The following is a 19,501-nucleotide window of genomic DNA, read 5'->3' on the forward strand; positions in this document are numbered from 1 at the left end:
CACAGATGATTTACCGAATAACGGCGCTTATTGCTCTGATTCAGCTTCTCGATTAACGAGAGTGTTTCATGGAGTCCGACATCAACAGAGCAGAAGCTTTTTTTAAGATTTCCTTCTCTAATTCAAGGTGTTTAATTTGCTTCTTCAATTCACGAATTTCACGTTGCTCAGGTGTCATAGGCGCTGCCTGCGGTGTTTTCCCCGCACGTTCTTCTCGCAATTGTTTAACCCATTTGCCCAGAGTTGAATAACCCACTCCCATGGCTTCGGCCGCTTCTCTATTCGTATAACCTTGGTCAACAACCAGTTGTGCTGTTTCCAGTCTGAATTCAGGGCTGAAATTCGGGCCTTTTTTCTTTGTCATTTTGTCACCTAACGTTGTTATGCTGCCATCATAGCAGCTCTAATTAGGTGGCCAAATTCACTATGCCACTACACCATAGCGCTGATAGCGTTTTTAGCCAAGGAAGGATGTGACAATAGTGTTGATTTCAGTGATGCGGCATAGAGAGTAAATTGAAATTTTACCTTAGCACTCGATATCGTTGCCGATTGTCGATACTATCAGGTGCGGTAATCCTCCCATTTTTAACCGCTGTTAAAAATAGAAGTTAAACGATCATTAAAGGTGGTCGCCCATGCTTGGCTTTGTGTGGCCTTTCGTACGTCGATTGGCAAAAACGCGAGAGTGTACGCGCCAGAATGCGCAATTTGGTACGCCGTTTACTGCGCCGCTGGAAGTATCCGCCAGATCAAGCGGATGCTGCCATTCAGTTGGTATTGGAGCAAGCAGAAGTGTTGGCCGATGGCTGGACTGTATAGCCGTACTTGCATCAGATGTTGGGCGTAATGGCATGCCGCAATGACATGCCAAGATGGCCGGTTTCATTGTATGTCAGGTACATGAAAAGCAAAAAGGTCTTTCTTGTTAAAGAAAGGCCTTTTATTTTAATGTGTTATGAATGCGGATTACTTCATGCCGTAGGTGCGTTCTACGCCAACGCATTGCAGGCGACATGGGCCATTATTTGATAAAGGCGAAGGCATCGCCATACAGGTGGGCTTCATCCACGCCCATCTCCCGGAACATCTCCCGCGCGGCGCCCACCATGGGGAAACGCCCGGCAATGTAGATGTCGTAATCGGCCACGCTGACAAAATCCTGTTTTATCTGCGCTAGCAGCAGGTTGGTTTTGCCTTGCCAGTTGGCAGGCGCCTGCTCTACCACCGGCACAAAATGCAGCCATGGGTGGCGCTGTTGCCACTGGTGCACCATATCGGCCCCATACATGGCCTCGGCGGTGCGGCATCCCCAGTAGAAGAGGGTTTCCACTTGCAGACCAAGTGCCATCTGCTGCTCGATGATGCTCTTGATGTAGGAAAACCCGGTGCCGCCGGCAATCAGCAGTCTGGGGCGCGGGCTTTGGTGGCGTAAAAACGCGTTACCGGCTGGCGCCTCGATGGTGATGGTGTCGCTGTGTTGCAGGCGTTCTATCACCTGCATGGGATAGCTTTCACTCACGGCCGCCCCGATATGCAGCTCCAGCAGCTCACTGCCGGGGGCGGAGGCGATGGAAAACGGGCGTTTGTCGTTGTCGTCCATGACAATGCTCAGGTATTGCCCGGCGGCAAAAGCCAGCGGGGTTTGCGGACGCAACAGTACCTGATACACGGCGTCATTAAAGGGGGTCACTTTTTCGATTTTGCAGCAAATGCTGTTCATTAGCTTACCTTTATCTGCCGGCTGATGTGCCGGGTGTCACAGTTACAGCGTGGGCGTGTCGTCAATTCCCAACTGTTCCCAAATGCGGTCGATTTTCTGTTTTACCTCGTCATCCATCTGGATGGGGGTGCCCCATTCCCGCTGGGTTTCACCGGGCCACTTGTTGGTGGCATCCAGCCCCATTTTGGAGCCGAGACCGGAAACCGGCGAGGCAAAATCCAGGTAATCAATCGGCGTGTTGTCAATCAGTACCGTGTCACGGATGGGGTCCATGCGGGTGGTAATGGCCCAGATGACGTCTTGCCAGTTACGGCAGTTCACATCCTCGTCCACCACCACGATGAACTTGGTGTACATGAATTGCCGCAGAAACGACCAGGCGCCCATCATCACCCGTTTGGCGTGGCCGGGGTACTGTTTGCGGATGGAGATCACCGCCATGCGGTAGGAGCAGCCTTCCGGTGGCAGGTAAAAGTCGACGATTTCCGGGTACTGTTTGCGCAAAATGGGCACGAATACCTCGTTCAGCGCCAGCCCCAGCATGGCCGGTTCATCCGGGGGACGGCCGGTGTAGGTGCTGTGGTAAATGGGGTCGCGCCGATGGGTGACATGGGTGACGGTAAACACCGGGAAGGTGTCGGTTTCGTTGTAATAGCCGGTGTGATCCCCGTAGGGGCCTTCCAGTGCGGTTTCTTGCGGGTCGATGTAGCCCTCAAGGATGATTTCGCTGGTGGCGGGCACTTCCAGATCGCAACTGATGGCTTTGGCCACTTCCGTGCGCTCTCCCCGCAACAGTCCGGCAAAGGCGTATTCACTCATGCTGTCTGGCACCGGGGTTACCGCCCCGAGAATGGTGACCGGATCGGCTCCCAGCGCTACCACTACCGGATATTTCTCTCCGGGGAACTGTTCCTGAAAATCCTTGAAATCCAGCGCGCCGCCCCGGTGGGACAACCAGCGCATGATCAGCTTGTTTTTTCCCAGCAACTGCTGGCGGTAAATGCCGATATTCTGCCGTTTCTGGCGCGGGCCTTTGGTGATGGTCAACCCCCAGGTCACCAGTGGCGCCGCATCCCCTGGCCAGCAATGCTGGATGGGCAATTGGGTCAGGTCCACGTCATCGCCGCTGAGCACCACTTCCTGGCAGGGAGCCTTGCGCACGCTTTTGGCCGGCATGTTCAGCGCCTGCTTGAATAACGGCAGTTTATCCAGTGCGTCGCGAAATCCCCGTGGTGGCTCCGGCTCCTTCAAAAAGCTCAACAATTCGCCCACTTGCCGCAGCGCCATGGGGTCATCTTTGCCCAAGGCCATGGCTACCCGTTTGGGGGTGCCAAACAGGTTGAGCAGCACCGGCATGGATTTGCCAACGGGGTTTTCAAACAGCAGGGCCGGGCCGCCCCGGCGCAGTACCCGATCGCCGATTTCGGTCATTTCAAGATGGGGGTCAACCGGATGGCTGATGCGTTTCAGTTCACCCTGGCTTTCAAGGTGATCGAGAAAACTGCGTAAATCCTTAAAACTCATATGGAATTAGGCTCGGCGCTGAAAAATGTGATGGCGCGCACTATAGCATTTTTCTGTTAAGGGGGTAACTGCCATGGTGAAAAGCTGAGCGAGTGATCGTGGCCGGTGGCGCTGGTAGGTGGCACGGCTATCGCATATTATTTAAGCAGTTGCATTGCGCGGGGAGGTTAACATGGCCACAAGTGATTTGGCGACATATGGGGCAAAAGGCTCGGTGTTGCTCATTGGCATTCTGGCCCTGACGCTGGGCATCAATGGCGTTGCCCATGAGCGCCATCATCCCCGTCATCATCTGCAGCGTCCTTATTACCATCATCATGATCATTGGCGTTGGCAGTTGGGGCTTTCAGCGCTGTGGTTAAGCCCTTGGGTGTGGGACAGTTATCGCTGGCAGCAGCCCCGTTATGCGCTGCCTCCCGCTCCGCCAGTGCCGCTCATGCCGTCAGCGCCACTAGCTGTGCGTGCACCTGTGCAGCAGATAACCAGCGGTTTTCGGATGGTGGATGTGGGCGTGCAGGGGCGCAGTGAACTGCCCGCCAATGCCCGGGTGATCCAGGATAATGGCCGATTGTTGTATGAATGGCAGGGGCAGCGCTACCGTTTTGACTGGGCCATTCAGCAGTACGTGCCGTTGACTGAAACCCCTGAAAGCCAGGCAGCGCCCGTACACGCCAAGTGACCGGGTACGGGCAGATGCATCATGCCTGTTGCAGTTGCCTGATGGCCGCGGCTAGGGCAAAACCGTACCCCTGGGCTCCCAAGCCCACAATCACCCCTTTGGCTTTGTCTGACAGGTAAGAGTGATGGCGAAACGGCTCCCTAGCGTGAATGTTGGACAGGTGAATCTCAATGAAAGGCAAATCCACCCCCAGCAGTGCATCACGCAGGGCCACACTGGTATGGGTGAAGCCCCCTGGATTGATCACCACAAACGCGGCATCGGTGGCGTGGATGGCATCAATCAGCTGAAACTCCGCATTGGATTGCAGGTGTTCTAGCGTAAAACCCGCATCGGATGCCTGCTGCATCAGCTCCGTGACGATATCATTCAGGGTCTGGTGCCCGTATATTTCAGGCTCGCGTTGCCCCAACAGATTGAGGTTAGGACCATTTAACAACAGTATTTTGGCTTTGTCTCTCATGTGACTGTCCTTGGCTGTGCCGTTGTGTCTGTGGGTGATTTGAGCAAATCTGCCCGCGTTTGTCGACACTGCAGCATGGGTTATAACGGGATCTTCTGCTGGCGCATGGATTTGACGGCTCCCCGTTTCTTTTTGGCATCAACCCGCCGGCGCTGGCTGGCGCGGGTAGCCTTGGTGGCAATGCGTTTTTTCTGAACCCGGGTCACGCTGAGGATGAGTTCGCAAAATTGGCTCAGTGCCTGCTGGCGGTTGTCTTCCTGACTGCGGCTTTGCTGGCATTTGATGATGATTTTGCCGCTGGCACTGATACGATGATCGCTAAGTGCCAGCAGTTTTTCCTGGTAATGCTCAGGCAGTGACGAGGCGCGGATGTCAAAAATCAGCTGGGCCGCGGTGGATACCTTATTCACATGCTGGCCACCGGCGCCGCTGGCACGGATGAATTGCCAGGTGAGCTCCTGCTCCGGGAGTTGTACGCGGCTGGAAATTTTTATCATGGGCACAGTCAGCAACACAAAAGTCGTGAATAATCGAAGAGGCAGTGTACCACTAACGCCCCCATGGCGCAGGCCATGCTGTAAAGGCTCAGGGGGATGAAATGCAAATGCAGGAGGATGTATGTTGTGCCAGATCCCGGAAATAGCCAAAGGCGTTATCAGCGTGTTTGCCAGTGGCCGCCTCACGGCAGTGGATTATCGTACCAAGCTGCAACCGGCCATTAAAAGTTCCCGGGAAAACTGGGGACAGGTATGCCTGTACATTGAAGCGGATGTGTTGCTGGAAGGCTGGGAAGCCCGCTCGTTGTCCGGTGACGGTGAGGTGCAACTGCCGGCGTTTGATGCGCTGGTGTTTGTGGGCGGGCCTGACTGGGTAGGCAATGCCGTAAAGCTGCTGGGGCCGTTTGTGGCTGGCGAGATAGCCTGGTTTCCGCTCAGCCAGAAACAAGCGGCGGTGCAGTGGATTTGCAAACGCTCCACGGTGGCGTAGCAGGCTCATGCTGCGGATAACGGTTGTGGAAATTTTACCGGCTCTGCTAAGCTAGCCCCAGCTTTCCCGTTAATTTTCAAGGATCCTTTTATGTCAAAGTTTACCGCCGTGACCCTGTCTTTATTACTGGCCAGCATGCTGGGCGCCTGTGCGCCGGAAGTGGGCAGCGAAGCCTGGTGCAAGCAGATGAAAGAAAAGCCCTCCGGTGACTGGAGTGCCAACGAAGCCAAAGACTACGCCAAACACTGCGTATTCAAATAAGCCTGATGGCCGTGTTACGGCTGCGCTGACATGGGCTGAACCCCGCCCATGTCATAGCGCCCGTGTTCAGGCGTTCCCGTTTCTGCGCGTTTGGCCGCCATCTTTGCGGTATTGGCCGCTTGTGCCGTCAGGGCGCGCTTTCCCGCCATGTTTTTGCCCTTGCCTGAGTAACCCTGCGGATTGATGGTTGGAAAACCGCGGTTATCCATGGTGAAATGTTTTTCCTGTGCTGTGGTTACCGGAAACGGATAAGCAAGGAACTTTTTCAATGCTCGCAAGCTGGTTCGATATCAATCATACCCTGGTCACCATTCCTGTAGGCAGCGGTTATGCCATGTCGTGGATTGAGGCACTGGGCACGCTGTTTGGCTTGCTGTGCATCTATCTGGCCAGCCGTGAAAAACCGTTGAATTTCCTGTTCGGGCTGATTAACGTCAGCCTGTTTGCGGTGATTTTTTTCCAAATCCAGCTATACGGGCTGTTGCTGCTGCAACTGTTTTTCTTTTGCGCCAATGTGTACGGCTGGTACGCCTGGACCCATCCTGCCGGGCAGCAAGGGCAGCCATTGCGAATTCGCTGGCTGTCCCGGCAAAAACTGCTGCTTACATTAACCGTGATGCTGGTGGCAATTGTGCTGCTTGGCTGCTACATCGACCCGGTGTTTTTGGCCCTGGCCCGCACCTGCGTGGCACTGCTGAACCTGCTGGGTGCCAATTTGCCCCAACCTTCGTTGCAGCCTGACCCTTATCCTTTCTGGGATGCTGCCGTGACCGTGCTGTCGGTAACGGCGCAAATACTGATGACCCGCAAATACGTGGAAAACTGGTTGCTATGGGTGCTGGTCAACCTCATCAGCATTGGCATTTATGCCACCCAAGGGGTGTATGCCATGGCCATTGAATATGCCATTTTGCTGTTCATTGCGGCAAACGGCGCCCGGGAGTGGACTATCAGCGCCCACCGTCACGGCAGCAGGCCAGGGTTTGCCAACCGCCCATAAAGGGCGGCTGACCGCCTTGGCCGTGATGCCAAAACGGTCAACCGGTGGCACTTGAGGAATTATCAGAAGGTATAACGCCCCTCCACAAAGTAATAACCGCCATTAAAGCCAAACGGCGTATTGGTGAGGGGATAGACGAAAATGCCGTTGAAGTTGTTATCGTCCGGTCGTTTTTGCGGATAGGTGTCAAACAGGTTCTGGGCCCCCACGGTGACGGCAAAGTTGTCGGTAGCCTGATATGCCAAAGACAGATCCGTGGTGGTTTTCCCGCTGTAGCGCACGTCTTCCTTGCTGTAGCCGATGGTATAGGGGCCAAAGTAGCTGAAGCGCAAGCTGGTGGTGAATTTCCCCAGGTGGTGGGTGAATCCCAAATTGCCGGTGTGATGCGAGGTGGCTTCGGTCATCCGCACCTGCTCGATGTGATCAAACAGCTTGTCCTGCAGGCTATCAAGGATGGCTGGCAAATGGATGTCTTCAATACTGGTATCGTTATAGGCGTAGGCCAGACTGGCCTGCAAATCGCCAAAGCTGCCCAGCTCAACGCGTTGGCTGACCACCAAATCCACCCCTCGGGTGCGGCTGTCTACGGCATTGATGAAAAAGCGGGCCGATTCGGCATTGGTGCCGGCCAGCGCTTGTGCCACCACCGTTGAATCACTGCGGCGTAGCGAGCTGGAGAGCACGATTCTGTCATCAATATCAATCTGGTAACTGTCAAGGGTGACTGTCAGGCCACTGTCATTGGTGTACACCAGTCCCAAACTGTAAGACAGCGATTCTTCCGGGCGCAATTTCCCCACCTGCAATGCCTGGGTCACCGGTGACAGGTTATTGAAGGTGCCGGACTCTGTGGGCACCAGATCGCCGCTTACCGGATCAGGATTGAACAGGGTGGAGATGTTGGTGAAATAGAGTTGCTGCACGCTGGGGGCGCGAAATCCCGTATTGGCCGTGGCACGCACGGCCAACTGATCGGTGATGTCGTAGCGGCCGGCCAGTTTCCAGCTGATTTTGTCACCAAAATCCGAATAATCCTCATAGCGCAGCGCTGCCGACCAGAAAAATTGCTCGCTGAGCTGGTTTTCAAGCTCGGTATACAGCGCCAGATTGTGCCGCTGCTGGTTGACCGCCGATTCTGGGGTGAAACCACTGAACCCCTGGCTACCCGCCGGACGGTTATCATACCCGCCGTTAATGTAAGAGGCGCTCTCGCCGGCTTGAATTTCATAGCCGTTTTGGCGCCATGCGGCGCCCAATGCCAGCAGGATTTCCGAATCATTGAAAAATGCCAGATAACGGGAGCCATCCAGGGTCAGGTTGTACTCATGGGTGGATAGCGTCCCAGCATCAAATTCAGTGGGGCTGCCCGTGCCAAGGGAGGCATTCAGGGAGTTCTCCAGCCGGTAATTGAAACTGTTTTTACCATAGCCCGCAGCGCTGTCCAGATGCCATTTGCCAAGGTCGAACTCGTAACCCAACTGGGCGGAATAATCACGGATTTTGGGGGAGAGCTGGGGCAGGAAACCGTCTGGGTAAATGGCAAGAATGTTGCGGTTATCCAGTGCCCGGCGGTAGAACGCGCCGGATGTGGTTTGCCGCTCGCTGTAACCGGCATAGCCATAAAGCTTGCCGTTGTCGCCCAAACCGTGGCTGTCAAGATAGTGGGCGCCGTTGGCAAACAACGCCAGGTTGTCGTACTCGGCATCGCCTACCTGATGGTTTTTCCGGTTAAAGGTGGCTTCACGGGGATCGGCGCTGCCATCGGCCAGTAACGGATATTGCTGGCGGGGGTCCAGCCCGGCCCGGTTGGTGCTGTTTTTGTGCTGGGCTTCCAGCGACAGGCTGACAAAGCTGTCATTGGCAAAACCGACACTGTTGTTAACGCCCACGCGCCATTGCTCCCCATCCCCCTGATAGGTTTGCCCCAACTGGGCACTGATGCTGCCCTGGTCATTGGCATCCTTGAGCACCACGTTGATCACCCCGGCAATGGCATCCGAGCCGTATTGGGCCGAGGCGCCATCGCGAAGGATTTCAATGCGCTTGATGGCGGTGATGGGAATGGTGTTCAAATCCACATTGGAAGCGCCTTTGCCCACGGTGCCGGAAAGGTGCACCAGCGCCGAGCTGTGATAGCGTTTGCCATTAACCAGCACCAGTGTGTGATCCGGTGACAAACCGCGTAAATTGGCGGGTCTGACCGCATCAGAACCATCGGTTACCGATGAAAACGGAAAACTGTAACTGGGCGCCGCAAACTGCAGGGCCTTGGCGGTTTCCGTCAGGCCCGTGGCCTGTAACTGTGCGGATGTGATGATGTCCACCGGTGCCACGCTGTCGGTGGCCGAGCGCAGGGCGATGCGGGAGCCCACCACCGCGATTTTTTCAATCTGCGCTTGGGCAGTGGCATCGGCGGCGAGCACCCCAGGAATGACCAATTGGCTGGCAACGGCCAGTGCGATAACATTGTATTTATTCATATTATTGAGTTATTCAGGTTGGTTATAATTTGCTCACAAGGTTAACATCATCACTGATGGTTTGGCGTATAAGCAATCGTGATATATCAGTGCATTAGGTTATAAAAGCTAGAAAAAACCTTATGAAAAAATATATGAGAGTCGCTCAAGCAAATAAATTTTTTAATAAACAATGTGTTGATTTAGTGTTATCAACATAAATCAGAAAAGTAACAAGTTGTGTCTGCGGGCGGGAGAAGAAATGAAAAAACAGAGGATTGGTCTGGTAAGCATCTGGCTGTTGTGTTTTCTGTCAGCGCCAGCGCTGGCTGCAGATGCCATTCAGCCGTCATTTAACTGCAAGCTGCGCCAGGCGCAGGATGGTGCCGTGAAAAACTGGATTTGTGATAACGCCGCACTGGCAAGGCTTGATCATCGCCTGGCCTCTACCTATGAACGGGCACAGCGCAAAACCGCACTGGAAGATTTGCCCTTGCTGCATCGCAACCAGTATGCCTGGGCGGAACAACGGGATGCCTGCCTGGTGGATAAACAGCCGGAAAGATGTGCCCGTCGCCATTACCGGCAGCGCATTGCCACCTTGCAGGCCCGTTACCAGCTGGTGCCGTCACAGGGCCCGTTTACCTACGTGTGCGATGACGTGCCCACCAGCTGGGTGGTGGCCCACTATTTTAACAGCGACCCAAAAGTGGTGCGGGCCAAGCGGGGCGATGAAGAAGCCCTGATGTTTCAGGTGGAAGGCGCCAGTGGCAAGCAATACCGGGATGATGAACACCAGTTGTGGTGGCAGGGCGACAAGCTATTGCTGCGCTGGGGGAAACAGGCGTCGAGAATCCGTTGTTACCAGCGCTTTGACCCGTTGCAGTAAGCGCAAAATGTGCGAATGCCGTGTGTTGCGGCATTCGCGGCGGGGTTAGTCGTCAATCCGTACTTTGACCACCACTTTACGCACCTGTGATTCCTGCTCAAGGGTGCAGCAGGGCATATGGGCATCTTCCGGGAAAAACACGGCAAACATGCCACGGCGCAAGGCAATGTAACTGGCCTTGGCGCGATTTTGCTCGTAGCTGAAGTTTTCAAAATCCCGTTCGGTGTTGTAAGGCTGGCAGGGGGCCTGTTGTTGCGGCATGGGCAGATAACCAAAAGCTTCTTCGCCTCGGGCGATGTACTGCACGTCAATATACTTGCGGTGCACTTCAAACGGGGAGGTTCCCGGCGCTACCGTGGTGTAGTCATCCACCACGGCAAACAGCGACTTGCCATCGAGCTCGTACACACCGGTTTCCAGCAGGTTGAAGTCAGTGGCGGCCAGATACTCCAGCGCACTGGTAATCCGGGGATGGATGGCACCGTACAAGGCGCGGTTGGCAAGGGTGTCGATGATCATAAAATTCTCCAGAAATAATGCGCGCCCAGTATATCCCTCAGACGATAAAAGTATATTGCTCACGTTAAAAAGCCGCGACAGTGTGGGTTGTGCCAGGGTTTGCGTTACAATTCCGCCCGTCACCACCATGCAGGATTTCCATGAATCACAGTGTCAAGGCCGCCCATCCCTCCTGGGTGGCGTTACCCCAGCAGCAAACGGATAAAGCCACGGTGCTGGCTTTTTTAGCGGCCCGTTTCCCGGCCATTGGCGAAGCGTGCTGGCGCATGCGGATGCAGCAGGGCAAGGTGCATTGGCAAGATGGCTCGCTGATTGATGAACACACGCCTTACCGGCCGGCCCAGCGGGTGTATTACTACCGTGAAGTGGCCAGCGAGCCTCGAATCCCGTTCCAGGAGCAGATCCTGTACCAGGATGACGCATCGCTGCTGGTGTACAAACCCCATTTTTTACCGGTCACCCCCGGGGGCAATTTTGTTAATGAATGCCTGGTCAACCGGCTGAGGGCCCGTACTGGCATCGACACCATCATTCCGGTGCATCGGTTGGACAGGGACACCGCTGGCGTGATGCTGATGTCGGTGAACCCCCAAAGCCGGGATGCCTATCATCGCCTGTTCCGGGAGGGCGCTATCCACAAGCGCTATCAGGCACTGGCCAAACTGACCCCTGAATTGGCCGACACCATACCGCAAGGATGGTTGCCCACCCCCCTTGCCTGGGTGGTGAAAAACCGCATTGAGCGGGGTAATCCCGGGTTTACCATGCAGATGGTGCCCGGCGAGGCCAACAGCCATTCCAATATTCGCCTGCTGGCAAGCGTGGGTGATGTGGGATTGTTTGAGCTGGAGCCGGTTACCGGGAAAACCCACCAGTTGCGCTTGCATATGTGGTCATTGGGGATGCCGCTTCTCAACGATCGTTTTTATCCCCGCCTGCAACCGTTACAGGCAGATGATTTTACACGGCCACTGAAACTGGTGGCCTGCGAGCTGCGCTATCAAGATCCCCTCAACGGGGAGGCACGTTTGGTGCGGTGTGCGGGATTAAGTGGTGAGTTGGGGTTGCCTGAGGCGCCTGCAGGATAACCGCGGCCGGACTAGCACAGCGGCGTGTATTTCATCAGTTCCCCGAGGGAGTGTACGCCAAGCTTTTTCATGGTATTGGCCCGGTGCACTTCCACCGTCCGCAGCGATAAGTGCAGTGCTTCAGACATCTGCTTGTTGGTCTGGCCCTGGATCAACAGTTGCAGTACCTGTTTTTCCCGGGGACTCAAGCGGTTAAAACATCCCTGCAGTTGCTGCTCTTCCCATACCTTCTGGCTGTTTTCCAGCGCTTTTTCAATGGCACCGGCAAGGGCTTTGCCGTTCACCGGTTTTTGAAAGAAATCGCAGGCACCGCGGCGAAATGCCTCTACCGCCATGGGCAGGTCGCCATGGCCGGTGAGGAAAATAATCGCCAGCGGGCTGTCTTGCTGCAATAGCCGCTGTTGCAGCTCCTGGCCGGTAATTTCCGGCATTCTGGCATCAAGAATGACGCACCCCGGTGCTTGCAGTTGGCATTGCTCCAAAAAGCTCATGCCATCGGCAAATGCCTGTAATTGGAAACCGAACTGGGTCAGCATGAAACTGAGGGAGTCACGAATGGCGGCATCATCATCCACCAGATAAACATTATGTTGTTGCATCAAGCGCCTCGTTATATTGAGATACCAAGAGTAGAACGCTGTCAAACGGGCGACAAACCGCTAACGCTGGCTTTTGGACATGGATCACCTGGTTTTTGTCAGGCTTTTGCGATGATTCAAGGTATTACCTTATGTCGTGTATTAGGCTAAGCGCAATTAAAAAATTTGAGGTAAGCATGAAACGGCATGGGTGGCTGCTGCTGTTATGGCTGTGTTTTTTGCCAAATATGGCAACGTCTTCGGTTAATACCGACTGTGAAACCGGTGATTATCCCATCGAGGCGGTATTTCGCATTGCGGTGTTGGCCAATCATGGCCAGATGCAGGCCATTTTGCGCTGGCAGCCCATGATGGATTACCTGAGCCAGCAGTTGCCGGGCAACCGCTTTGAGGTGGTTCCTCTGGACTTTACCGAAATGAAAGAGCAACTGCTGGACCACAGGGTACAGTTCATTGTAACCAACCCCGGCCAGTATTTGAGCTTGAGTAACGAACAGCCTCTGTCTTGGCTGGCCACCATGCGCAGCCGTCAACACGGCGGCGCGACTTACGCCATCGGCTCCACCATTATCGTGCGGGCCGACAGCCCCATCCATTCATTGGAAGATTTACGGGGCGTGTCGGTTGCGGCCAGCGATCCCCAGGCGCTGGGGGGGTATCAGGCCGCCGTGGGGTTGCTCCATCGCCATGGCATAGAGGCCAGCGCTTTTTTCAGCGACATCCATTTTTTGGGATTCCCCCTGGAGCCTTTGGTGTATCAGGTGCGTGATGGCGCGGTGGACTCGGCCATTACCCCTTATTGCACCCTGGAGGAAATGGTGGATGAAGGGCTGGTCAAGCGGGAGGATTTCCGGGTGATCAACCGCCAGCAACCGGAAGGTTACGACTGCGATGTTAGCACCCCGTTATATCCCAACTGGTCATTTGCCGCTTCGGATTTGGTGCCAAGCCCCATCACCCAGGCCATTACCCAGGCACTGTTTGACCTGCCCGCCAACTCGGAAGCCGCCGTGAGTGCGGATCTGATGGGCTGGACCGCGCCGGTGAGCCAGTTGGCGGTGATTAAACTGTACGATGAGCTGCAGATTTCCGGCGGTCCGCCCTCACTTTATGCGGCTTCCTATAAATGGTTTCGGCAACACCGGGAACTGGCCATGGTATTGCTGGGCATTTTCTTTTTGGCTCCCTTTTACCACTTGTGGCTGGAATACAAAATCCGCCAGAAAAACGAGTTTTTGATGGCCACTGAGCGCCAGCTGAAAGATAAGGAGCTACAGCTGGAGCGGATGCAAAGTGCGGCCATTTTAGGGGAGATTGGTGCCGGGTTGGCCCATGAGCTGAACCAGCCCATTGCGGCCATTACCCAATACAGCGAAGGGGCGTTAATGGCGCTGGAGCGCAGCGATGCTGCCCAGATGCCGCCGCAACTGCATGAGGTGCTGAAAAAGATTTACAGCCAGTCGATGCGGGCCGGAGAAGTGGTGCACCGTATCCGTGGGTTATTGCGCCGCCGGCGTAACGGCAATGTGCCGTTGCTGGTGTTGCCGTTGATCCAGGAAGCCCTGGCGCTGTTTCAGCGCACCATTGATACCCGGCAAATCACCGTACACTTACAGCAAACCGGCCATGAACAAGCCATTTTGGGAGACAGCGTGGGGCTGAGCCAGGTATTGGTGAACCTGCTGAAAAATGCCCTGGATGCGATGGAAGGAAACGGGGGTAAACAGCTGCTTATCCGGCTGGATTATCAGGCGTTTCCAAGTGATAGGGAGCGTGATTTGCGCCAGCCCTGGATGCTGATAGAGGTTATTGACAGCGGTAGCGGTTTGGCGGCACCGGTAACCGAGCTGATGCAGTCGTTTGCCACCACCAAGGAAAACGGCTTGGGACTGGGGCTGGCGATTTGCCGCGATGTGATGACAGAGCACCAGGGGGTGTTGCAACTGGAAGACCGCCCTGATGGTCAAGGGTGCCGGGCACAATTGTGGTTGCCGTATCAGCGTAATTAGTGGCCGCATCTTGCCATGCCAGCGCAACCGGCTTAGCGGATGGTCTGGATGAGCTCCCAGCGGGAGCGGCAAAATTCCAGTATCAGCCCGGCCAGCAACCCCGCTGCCGGGTTAACCGCCAGGCTCACCACGGCGGTGGTGCCGATAACCGTCATGCAAAAGGGCCTGCCGTCGAGCAGGCGTCTGGACCACGCCAGTTGTAATCCGGCGATGGACAACAGCGCTCCCAATACGGCCATGGGAATGAGGCTCAGCAGCCAGGCAACGGATTCTCCCCAGCTCAAGGCAATGGCGATGCAGCTCAGGCCAAAAATCATCGGGGCCCATAACCGCCTTGCCCCGAAGTGGTATTGCACTGCCAGCCCGCCGGCACCGTGGCACATGGCTATGGCACCAAAAGGTGCCAGCAGCAGATTGGCCAGCCCCGAGCTGGTGGCAAAAGCCTTGGGGGTAAAACGTTCCGCTTCGGTGGGAAATTTCTCTTTGGCCACGACCGAGGTGGCAATCACCGCGTTGGTGAGCGTCATGGCCAATTGGGGCAGCACCAGTAGCGTCAGCGCCTGGGCCCAGTCATCCAGCAGTGGCCAGTGCAGCTGCCATGGGGTCTGGTTAAAGCTGAAATGGGCGTCGCTGCCTTGCAGGTAATACTGCCAGCACATGCCGGCCACCAACACCAGCGGCATGGAAACATAACGCAGCGGCGTGAAGCGGCACATGAAAATCAGCGCAAAAGCGCCAAACCCCACCAGCGGGGTGATGGTCATCATGTGGCCGCCCATCATCAGCAGCTGAATGCCGATGGCAAACTGAATGCCCACACTGATGGCCTGGGATATCTGCTTTGACAGCCATGTAATGGCACCACTCACCGCCAGCAATAGCAAAATGGCCCCCATCAGCATGGCACTGGCCTGCATGATCCCCGGTGTCAGCCCCTGGGCAATCACCAGGGCTGAAATCACCTTCATGGGTTGCACTGGGATCGGGCGGCGATAAAACACCGCAATGGCCAGGGCGAATAATCCGAAGCCAAAAAAAATCCCTTGGGGCGAGAATTGATTGAGGGCGATAAGCCCCAGCACTAACGGCAAGAATGTGCCCAGATCGGCAAAGGCACCACTGAATTCCCCAAGGGTACGATTCATGTTGATTGAGAGGGTACGGGATGGAGTCATAAAATTTGCCGTCATGATGGATGCCGGATAATGGCAATAACAATGCCAGTTTTTTTATGGGGTTTGTGCCCAGGATTCTGTAATTTTCTCAAATTTACCTTTATTCAGGCCATGAATGAGACAGTTTGGCTAGGGCTTGGGTCTTATTGTCTGAAAAAGAGTGGACCAGCCCTGAGCAGGCGGGCTGGTCCTAGCCGGAGTCTCGGCATTCCGGCTAAATCATGGCGCGATAAGGGACGCGCTTAACGCTTATTTGGTGTGCAAGATGCCTTTGGCTTTCATCGGATCACCTTCATAACCCAGTGCTTTCCAGTCAAGGCGCCCTTTGGCGCTGTGGCAGTCGGCACATTTCAGGGCTTGTTCCTTGGGCGATACCATATGGTTGATACGCCACCACATTTCGGTAGGTGCGAAATCGTATTCACCACTGTAGGTGGCGCCTACTGCCTTCATGGCTTCACTGGCTTCCATTCCCAGACGTACCGCTTTATCCCAGTCAAATTCGCTCCAGTATCCGCCTTTACCGTAAGTTTTCGGGTTGAGGAAGATGTGGTTTTTCTTGTCGTAAATCTGCTTGCCGGAAAATACCTTGAACGGGTAAATCTTGGCTTTGGGATCCTGGATGTCGCCCAGTGGATAAGCCAGCTTGGTAACTTTGCTGGGGTCCATCTTGTCACCTGCCATGTACGCATCAGCCTTGCCGTTGTACCAGGCATAGCTGGGCTTGACCATTTTCCCCCAGGTGAAGGAGCCCTTTTTCTTCAGGTAGGTATGGCGGCCGTATTCATCCACGCTGTCTTCCCTGTCTTCGCCGGCGGTTGACCAGTCCCAAGTGAGTTTGGTGGCTTCTTCACGGGCAAAGTAAGGGATATGACAGGTCTGGCAGGCCACGGTATCCGTATGGGCATTCAAACGCTTGTTGGCATGGGGCGCGGCATCATGGCAGTTGATGCAACCAATGTGATCCTCACCGCCGGGAGATACCCCCATGGCATTACCGCTGATGTTGTGATCTTTGGTCTGGTGACAGTCCTGGCACTGGAAGTCATTGCCGTCCGCATTCATGTGCACATCCAGGTTTTTGTCAGGATAGGCCATGGATGAGTCCAAATCGCCGTGCTTGACCGCATCACCGCCGCCACCGTAGAAGTGGCAGGAGCCGCAGTTATCCCGCACCGGGGTGCCCACGTTTTGCGCCACCTTGACCAAATCCACGTTGGTAAAGGCTTCGCCGGCAACGGTTTTGGCGTAGGTGCCGGTGGTGTCATGACAAACCAGACAATCCACCTTGGTGGCATCGGTAAAATCAAAGTGGTTGTCTTTCCAGCCATAACCTGCATGGCACACGGTGCAGCGGGGCTGGTTACCGGCAATGGACACACAGAAGTTGTTAATGGCGTTTTTCTTGCCGCGCGCTACCGTGCGGCCGGGGAGTTGCTGTTTGAGTTCCCAGGTCCAGTGGGAGGTTTTCATCACGTCATGGGCTTCTTTTTCATGACATTGCAAACAGTCCTGTGTCACTTCAGGGCCGCTGTTATAGGGGCCTTTCAGTACGTCTTTATGGGGCGCTGCCGCGCTGGCCGTGCCAGCCGCCAACAGCAGGAGTAACGCAAGTGATCTCATCATTGTATCTCCTGCCCCGGTTGCCCGGGGCGGTTGGTTGGGTTAGAAGCTCACGGTCAGTGAGGCATTGACATCAAAGGCGGTGTCCACCACCGGCAACAGCGAGTAAGCACTGCCGTTAAGCACATCGCTGACTTTTTGTGGCGCACCCACCGGGGTGCCACTGCCGGTATATTCATAGTCGTAATACAGGCCTGCCAGTTTGATGAACATTTTCGGATTGATATCAAAGATGTAATAGCTTTCAACCACATGGCCGCGGGTAGCCAGCTTGCTGCCAATGGGGTCATCCTGGGCTTGGGTGAAAGGTGTCCAGTATTTGGAGCCGTAGTTGTATTCCAGACCGAATTTGCCGTAAGGCGCCGGCATTTGCATGCCCACATATATGCCGTAGCCGTCATGGGTGTCGTTACTGTCAGCGCTGGCGGGCGTCATGATGATTTCGCTGCCGTCACTGTTGAGTTCAGCGGTAAACACCGCATCCGACAACATGCCGCCAAACATGCCGGCTTCGCCATTGCCTACGGCTCGGGTCCAGCCCAGTGATGCAAAAAACTTCATGTCTTCGTCAGACTCGTAGGCATAACCCACGCCGCCCAGATACATGTCGCCAATAACGCCGCTGGGTTGCACCCTTGTGACAAAGTTGAAGTTGTCAAACTTTTGCAAATCCTGGTACATGGTAGGGGCAAAGATGGAGGCAAACTGGTTGGGGAACGCCATGGTGCCCTTGAAGCCGTCGTTAATGTCCTTGGCGGCAAACAGGGTGAATTGCAGGAAGTGGTTGCCGTCATTAAGGGCGTCAATGTTAAAGCCCCCCAGATGGGTGTCTTTGGTGACGGTATCGCCAAACAACTCGCCATTGCCCCATTGGGACTCAAAACCCTGGCCATAGCAAAAACGCACCACCTGGCCTTCAATGCCGGTGATGTCTTCCAGCTTGTAGCCAATGGTCATGCCGTCAAAGTTGAAGTTCACCAGATGGCCAGAGGGGGTACCGCCGCGCAGCTCGTTTTCCCTGTAGTGGCTGGGCGGGCCATAGGTGGATGGGCGCCGGCCAATGGACAGGTACAGCTCGGAGCCTCCGATGTTGCGCCAGTCAAAGTAAGCCCGCTCCACCCGCAGCCAGTCACCGGAAGTGTTGCCGGAGCTGGTGCCGTCCATGGTAAAGGCGCGCCAGGAATCAAATACCTGCACGCCGGTGGAGTCGCCCCAGTTTTTATACATGCTCAGGCGGCCGGCAAAATCCACGTTATCCCAGACCTTGGCCTTCATGTTGAGCCGCAAGCGGGTGGTGTAGAAAATGTCGTTGTCGATGTCCTGCCGGCTCTGGGGTGCCAGGGCATAAGGCATCACGCCGTTTAACTGGCCGCTTTGAAAAGCGTTTGCCAGCGCGGGGTTGGCCGCCATCATTTTCCCCAGGGGAGAGTTGGCATCCGCCGGATTGCCATATTCTCCGGCCATGGCACGGGCGCCAAAATCACTGAAATTCATCAGGATGGCCGGATTCCAGGTCACATCCTGATAGTGCAGGGAGTGCGCCTTGACCCGGAAGTCGCCGGTAAAGGTGATCCTATCCAGCGCGGCGTGGCGTTCGGTTTTGTTCAGCCGGGAATTGAGGCTGTCTAGCTCCTCGGTAATATCGGCAAGTTGTTGTTTAAGTTCTGCAATTTTTGCGTTATCGGTTTTTTCCGTGGCATGGGCAACCGGGCTTGCCATCAGCGAAAGTCCCAATGCTTGAGCAACCACAATGGCAACTAATGTGCGCATATTTTTTCTCCTGGCCGGAATCTCCGGCTTTTTCAGGCAGCAACAGCCCCTGGAGCTTGCTCCATGCCATTGCTGTGTATTGTCGGACGGTGGCTTAAGTGCCGGGATTAACCACAGGTTTGCGGTTGGGCGGAATCTGCCGCATGGTCATACAAGAACTGCTGTACGTCTTTCAGATCCTTTTCGCTCAGTTTTTCAAAAACTGCCGGATTGGCTTTGTGCTTGTCTTTGTCAAAGAACCGATCCCATTGGGCCATGGTTTTGCTCATGGGGGTGAGTTCGCCAGCGGCATTGCTTTGACTGTGGCAGACCTTGCACTCTTTTTTGTACAGATGTTTGCCTTTTTTGGGATTGCCGCCATCGGCTGCGTAACTGCCTGCGGCCAGTGCGGTTGCCAGCAGTAATACGCCAAGCTGGAGTGTTGTTTTCATCATCATTTCCTCATATTGCTATTTTTATTCAGCATCACTTGCGGATGTTGTTGTTGTTTTATTTCGGTTAAGAATTTAGCAAAGTAGAAAACATGAGGCGTTGACGGCGATCACTTTCATGATATTTTTCTAATTGATAAAAATATCATTGAAATTAATCTAATGAAATGTAGCGGCATGTTTTAAAGTCGCTATAAAACATAAACTTATAAAAGTTATTTAATTTAAAGTTGGCTAATACTGTGGATAATCTCACACTTTTTTTAGGGTGATACAGTTAACAAAAGTCAAATTTTAACCAT

General features: G+C 54.7%; 19 protein-coding genes and 2 pseudogenes. 8 read left to right on the plus strand and 13 right to left on the minus strand.

All coding sequences use genetic code 11. The features are described 5' to 3' along the window. Positions 1 to 364, minus strand: a pseudogene (locus tag ACIDEJ_RS02755) (transposase); the annotation flags it as partial. Between the two features lie 302 nt (positions 365 to 666). Between ACIDEJ_RS02755 and ACIDEJ_RS02760 the strand changes: the two are divergent. Beyond that, positions 667 to 822, plus strand: a pseudogene (locus tag ACIDEJ_RS02760) (type I restriction enzyme endonuclease domain-containing protein); the annotation flags it as partial. Between the two features lie 202 nt (positions 823 to 1,024). Here the strand turns inward: ACIDEJ_RS02760 and fre are convergent. Both fre and ubiD read right to left on the minus strand, forming a co-directional pair. Then, positions 1,025 to 1,723 (minus strand): NAD(P)H-flavin reductase, encoded by a 699-nt coding sequence (gene fre, locus ACIDEJ_RS02765; RefSeq protein ID WP_411986573.1) that lies wholly within the window; start codon positions 1,721 to 1,723, stop codon positions 1,025 to 1,027. Between the two features lie 42 nt (positions 1,724 to 1,765). Beyond that, positions 1,766 to 3,247: a 4-hydroxy-3-polyprenylbenzoate decarboxylase gene (ubiD, locus tag ACIDEJ_RS02770; protein WP_411986574.1), complete on the minus strand. Its 1,482-nt coding sequence runs from the start codon at positions 3,245 to 3,247 to the stop codon at positions 1,766 to 1,768. Positions 3,248 to 3,419: 172 nt separating this feature from the next. On the opposite strand from ubiD, the gene ACIDEJ_RS02775 reads away from it, so the two are divergent. Next, positions 3,420 to 3,926, plus strand: coding sequence for a hypothetical protein (locus tag ACIDEJ_RS02775; protein WP_411986575.1), 507 nt, complete (start codon positions 3,420 to 3,422; stop codon positions 3,924 to 3,926). Positions 3,927 to 3,945: 19 nt separating this feature from the next. On the opposite strand, the gene aroQ is transcribed toward ACIDEJ_RS02775, so the two are convergent. Both aroQ and arfB read right to left on the minus strand, forming a co-directional pair. Further along, positions 3,946 to 4,389, minus strand: coding sequence for a type II 3-dehydroquinate dehydratase (gene aroQ / locus ACIDEJ_RS02780; protein WP_411986576.1), 444 nt, complete (start codon positions 4,387 to 4,389; stop codon positions 3,946 to 3,948). An 80-nt stretch (positions 4,390 to 4,469) separates the two neighbouring features. Continuing rightward, entirely contained in the window at positions 4,470 to 4,886 is a 417-nt protein-coding gene (gene arfB / locus ACIDEJ_RS02785; RefSeq protein ID WP_411986577.1) for an alternative ribosome rescue aminoacyl-tRNA hydrolase ArfB, read from the minus strand. A 121-nt stretch (positions 4,887 to 5,007) separates the two neighbouring features. Here arfB and ACIDEJ_RS02790 point away from each other — a divergent pair, with 121 nt between their 5' ends. Next, a complete protein-coding gene (locus ACIDEJ_RS02790; RefSeq protein WP_411986578.1) occupies positions 5,008 to 5,376 on the plus strand; it encodes a SpoIIAA family protein in 369 nt (122 codons plus the stop codon). A 90-nt stretch (positions 5,377 to 5,466) separates the two neighbouring features. Continuing rightward, positions 5,467 to 5,637 carry a DUF3012 domain-containing protein gene (locus ACIDEJ_RS02795; protein ID WP_411986579.1) on the plus strand — a complete coding sequence of 57 codons (171 nt, stop codon included), beginning with the start codon at positions 5,467 to 5,469 and terminating at the stop codon, positions 5,635 to 5,637. A 14-nt stretch (positions 5,638 to 5,651) separates the two neighbouring features. On the opposite strand, the gene ACIDEJ_RS02800 is transcribed toward ACIDEJ_RS02795, so the two are convergent. Beyond that, the gene (locus ACIDEJ_RS02800; RefSeq protein WP_411986580.1) at positions 5,652 to 5,906 is read right to left on the minus strand and encodes a hypothetical protein; all 255 of its coding nucleotides are present in this window, start codon (positions 5,904 to 5,906) and stop codon (positions 5,652 to 5,654) included. On the opposite strand from ACIDEJ_RS02800, the gene pnuC reads away from it, so the two are divergent. Then, complete coding sequence (pnuC, locus tag ACIDEJ_RS02805) at positions 5,906 to 6,637, plus strand: nicotinamide riboside transporter PnuC (RefSeq protein ID WP_411986581.1); 732 nt, start codon at positions 5,906 to 5,908, stop codon at positions 6,635 to 6,637. The two genes, ACIDEJ_RS02800 and pnuC, sit on opposite strands and share 1 nt — an antisense overlap. 62 nt (positions 6,638 to 6,699) lie before the next feature. Here pnuC and ACIDEJ_RS02810 read toward each other — a convergent pair whose 3' ends face one another. Continuing rightward, the gene (locus ACIDEJ_RS02810; protein ID WP_411986582.1) at positions 6,700 to 9,117 is read right to left on the minus strand and encodes a TonB-dependent receptor plug domain-containing protein; all 2,418 of its coding nucleotides are present in this window, start codon (positions 9,115 to 9,117) and stop codon (positions 6,700 to 6,702) included. A 241-nt stretch (positions 9,118 to 9,358) separates the two neighbouring features. Here ACIDEJ_RS02810 and ACIDEJ_RS02815 point away from each other — a divergent pair, with 241 nt between their 5' ends. Continuing rightward, entirely contained in the window at positions 9,359 to 9,985 is a 627-nt protein-coding gene (locus ACIDEJ_RS02815) for an MliC family protein (protein ID WP_411986583.1), read from the plus strand. Positions 9,986 to 10,030: 45 nt separating this feature from the next. On the opposite strand, the gene ACIDEJ_RS02820 is transcribed toward ACIDEJ_RS02815, so the two are convergent. Then, entirely contained in the window at positions 10,031 to 10,504 is a 474-nt protein-coding gene (locus ACIDEJ_RS02820; protein ID WP_411986584.1) for a YhcH/YjgK/YiaL family protein, read from the minus strand. Between the two features lie 140 nt (positions 10,505 to 10,644). Here ACIDEJ_RS02820 and ACIDEJ_RS02825 point away from each other — a divergent pair, with 140 nt between their 5' ends. After that, positions 10,645 to 11,592: a pseudouridine synthase gene (locus ACIDEJ_RS02825; RefSeq protein ID WP_411986585.1), complete on the plus strand. Its 948-nt coding sequence runs from the start codon at positions 10,645 to 10,647 to the stop codon at positions 11,590 to 11,592. Positions 11,593 to 11,603: 11 nt separating this feature from the next. Here ACIDEJ_RS02825 and ACIDEJ_RS02830 read toward each other — a convergent pair whose 3' ends face one another. Then, complete coding sequence (locus ACIDEJ_RS02830) at positions 11,604 to 12,191, minus strand: response regulator transcription factor (RefSeq protein ID WP_411986586.1); 588 nt, start codon at positions 12,189 to 12,191, stop codon at positions 11,604 to 11,606. Positions 12,192 to 12,418: 227 nt separating this feature from the next. On the opposite strand from ACIDEJ_RS02830, the gene ACIDEJ_RS02835 reads away from it, so the two are divergent. Further along, complete coding sequence (locus tag ACIDEJ_RS02835; protein WP_411986854.1) at positions 12,419 to 14,200, plus strand: sensor histidine kinase; 1,782 nt, start codon at positions 12,419 to 12,421, stop codon at positions 14,198 to 14,200. A 32-nt stretch (positions 14,201 to 14,232) separates the two neighbouring features. On the opposite strand, the gene ACIDEJ_RS02840 is transcribed toward ACIDEJ_RS02835, so the two are convergent. From ACIDEJ_RS02840 to ACIDEJ_RS02855, 4 genes are all read right to left on the minus strand, one after another. Next, positions 14,233 to 15,390 (minus strand): putative sulfate/molybdate transporter, encoded by a 1,158-nt coding sequence (locus ACIDEJ_RS02840; protein WP_411986587.1) that lies wholly within the window; start codon positions 15,388 to 15,390, stop codon positions 14,233 to 14,235. Between the two features lie 234 nt (positions 15,391 to 15,624). Further along, the gene (locus ACIDEJ_RS02845; RefSeq protein WP_411986588.1) at positions 15,625 to 17,001 is read right to left on the minus strand and encodes a tetrathionate reductase family octaheme c-type cytochrome; all 1,377 of its coding nucleotides are present in this window, start codon (positions 16,999 to 17,001) and stop codon (positions 15,625 to 15,627) included. A gap of 39 nt (positions 17,002 to 17,040) precedes the next feature. After that, positions 17,041 to 18,768: a DUF3373 domain-containing protein gene (locus ACIDEJ_RS02850; RefSeq protein ID WP_411986589.1), complete on the minus strand. Its 1,728-nt coding sequence runs from the start codon at positions 18,766 to 18,768 to the stop codon at positions 17,041 to 17,043. Between the two features lie 107 nt (positions 18,769 to 18,875). Further along, positions 18,876 to 19,202 (minus strand): c-type cytochrome, encoded by a 327-nt coding sequence (locus ACIDEJ_RS02855; protein ID WP_411986590.1) that lies wholly within the window; start codon positions 19,200 to 19,202, stop codon positions 18,876 to 18,878. Positions 19,203 to 19,501 lie beyond the last annotated feature (299 nt).

It is taken from the genome of Shewanella mytili (assembly GCF_046765975.1).
GTDB classification, from domain to species: Bacteria; Pseudomonadota; Gammaproteobacteria; order Enterobacterales; family Shewanellaceae; genus Shewanella; species Shewanella mytili.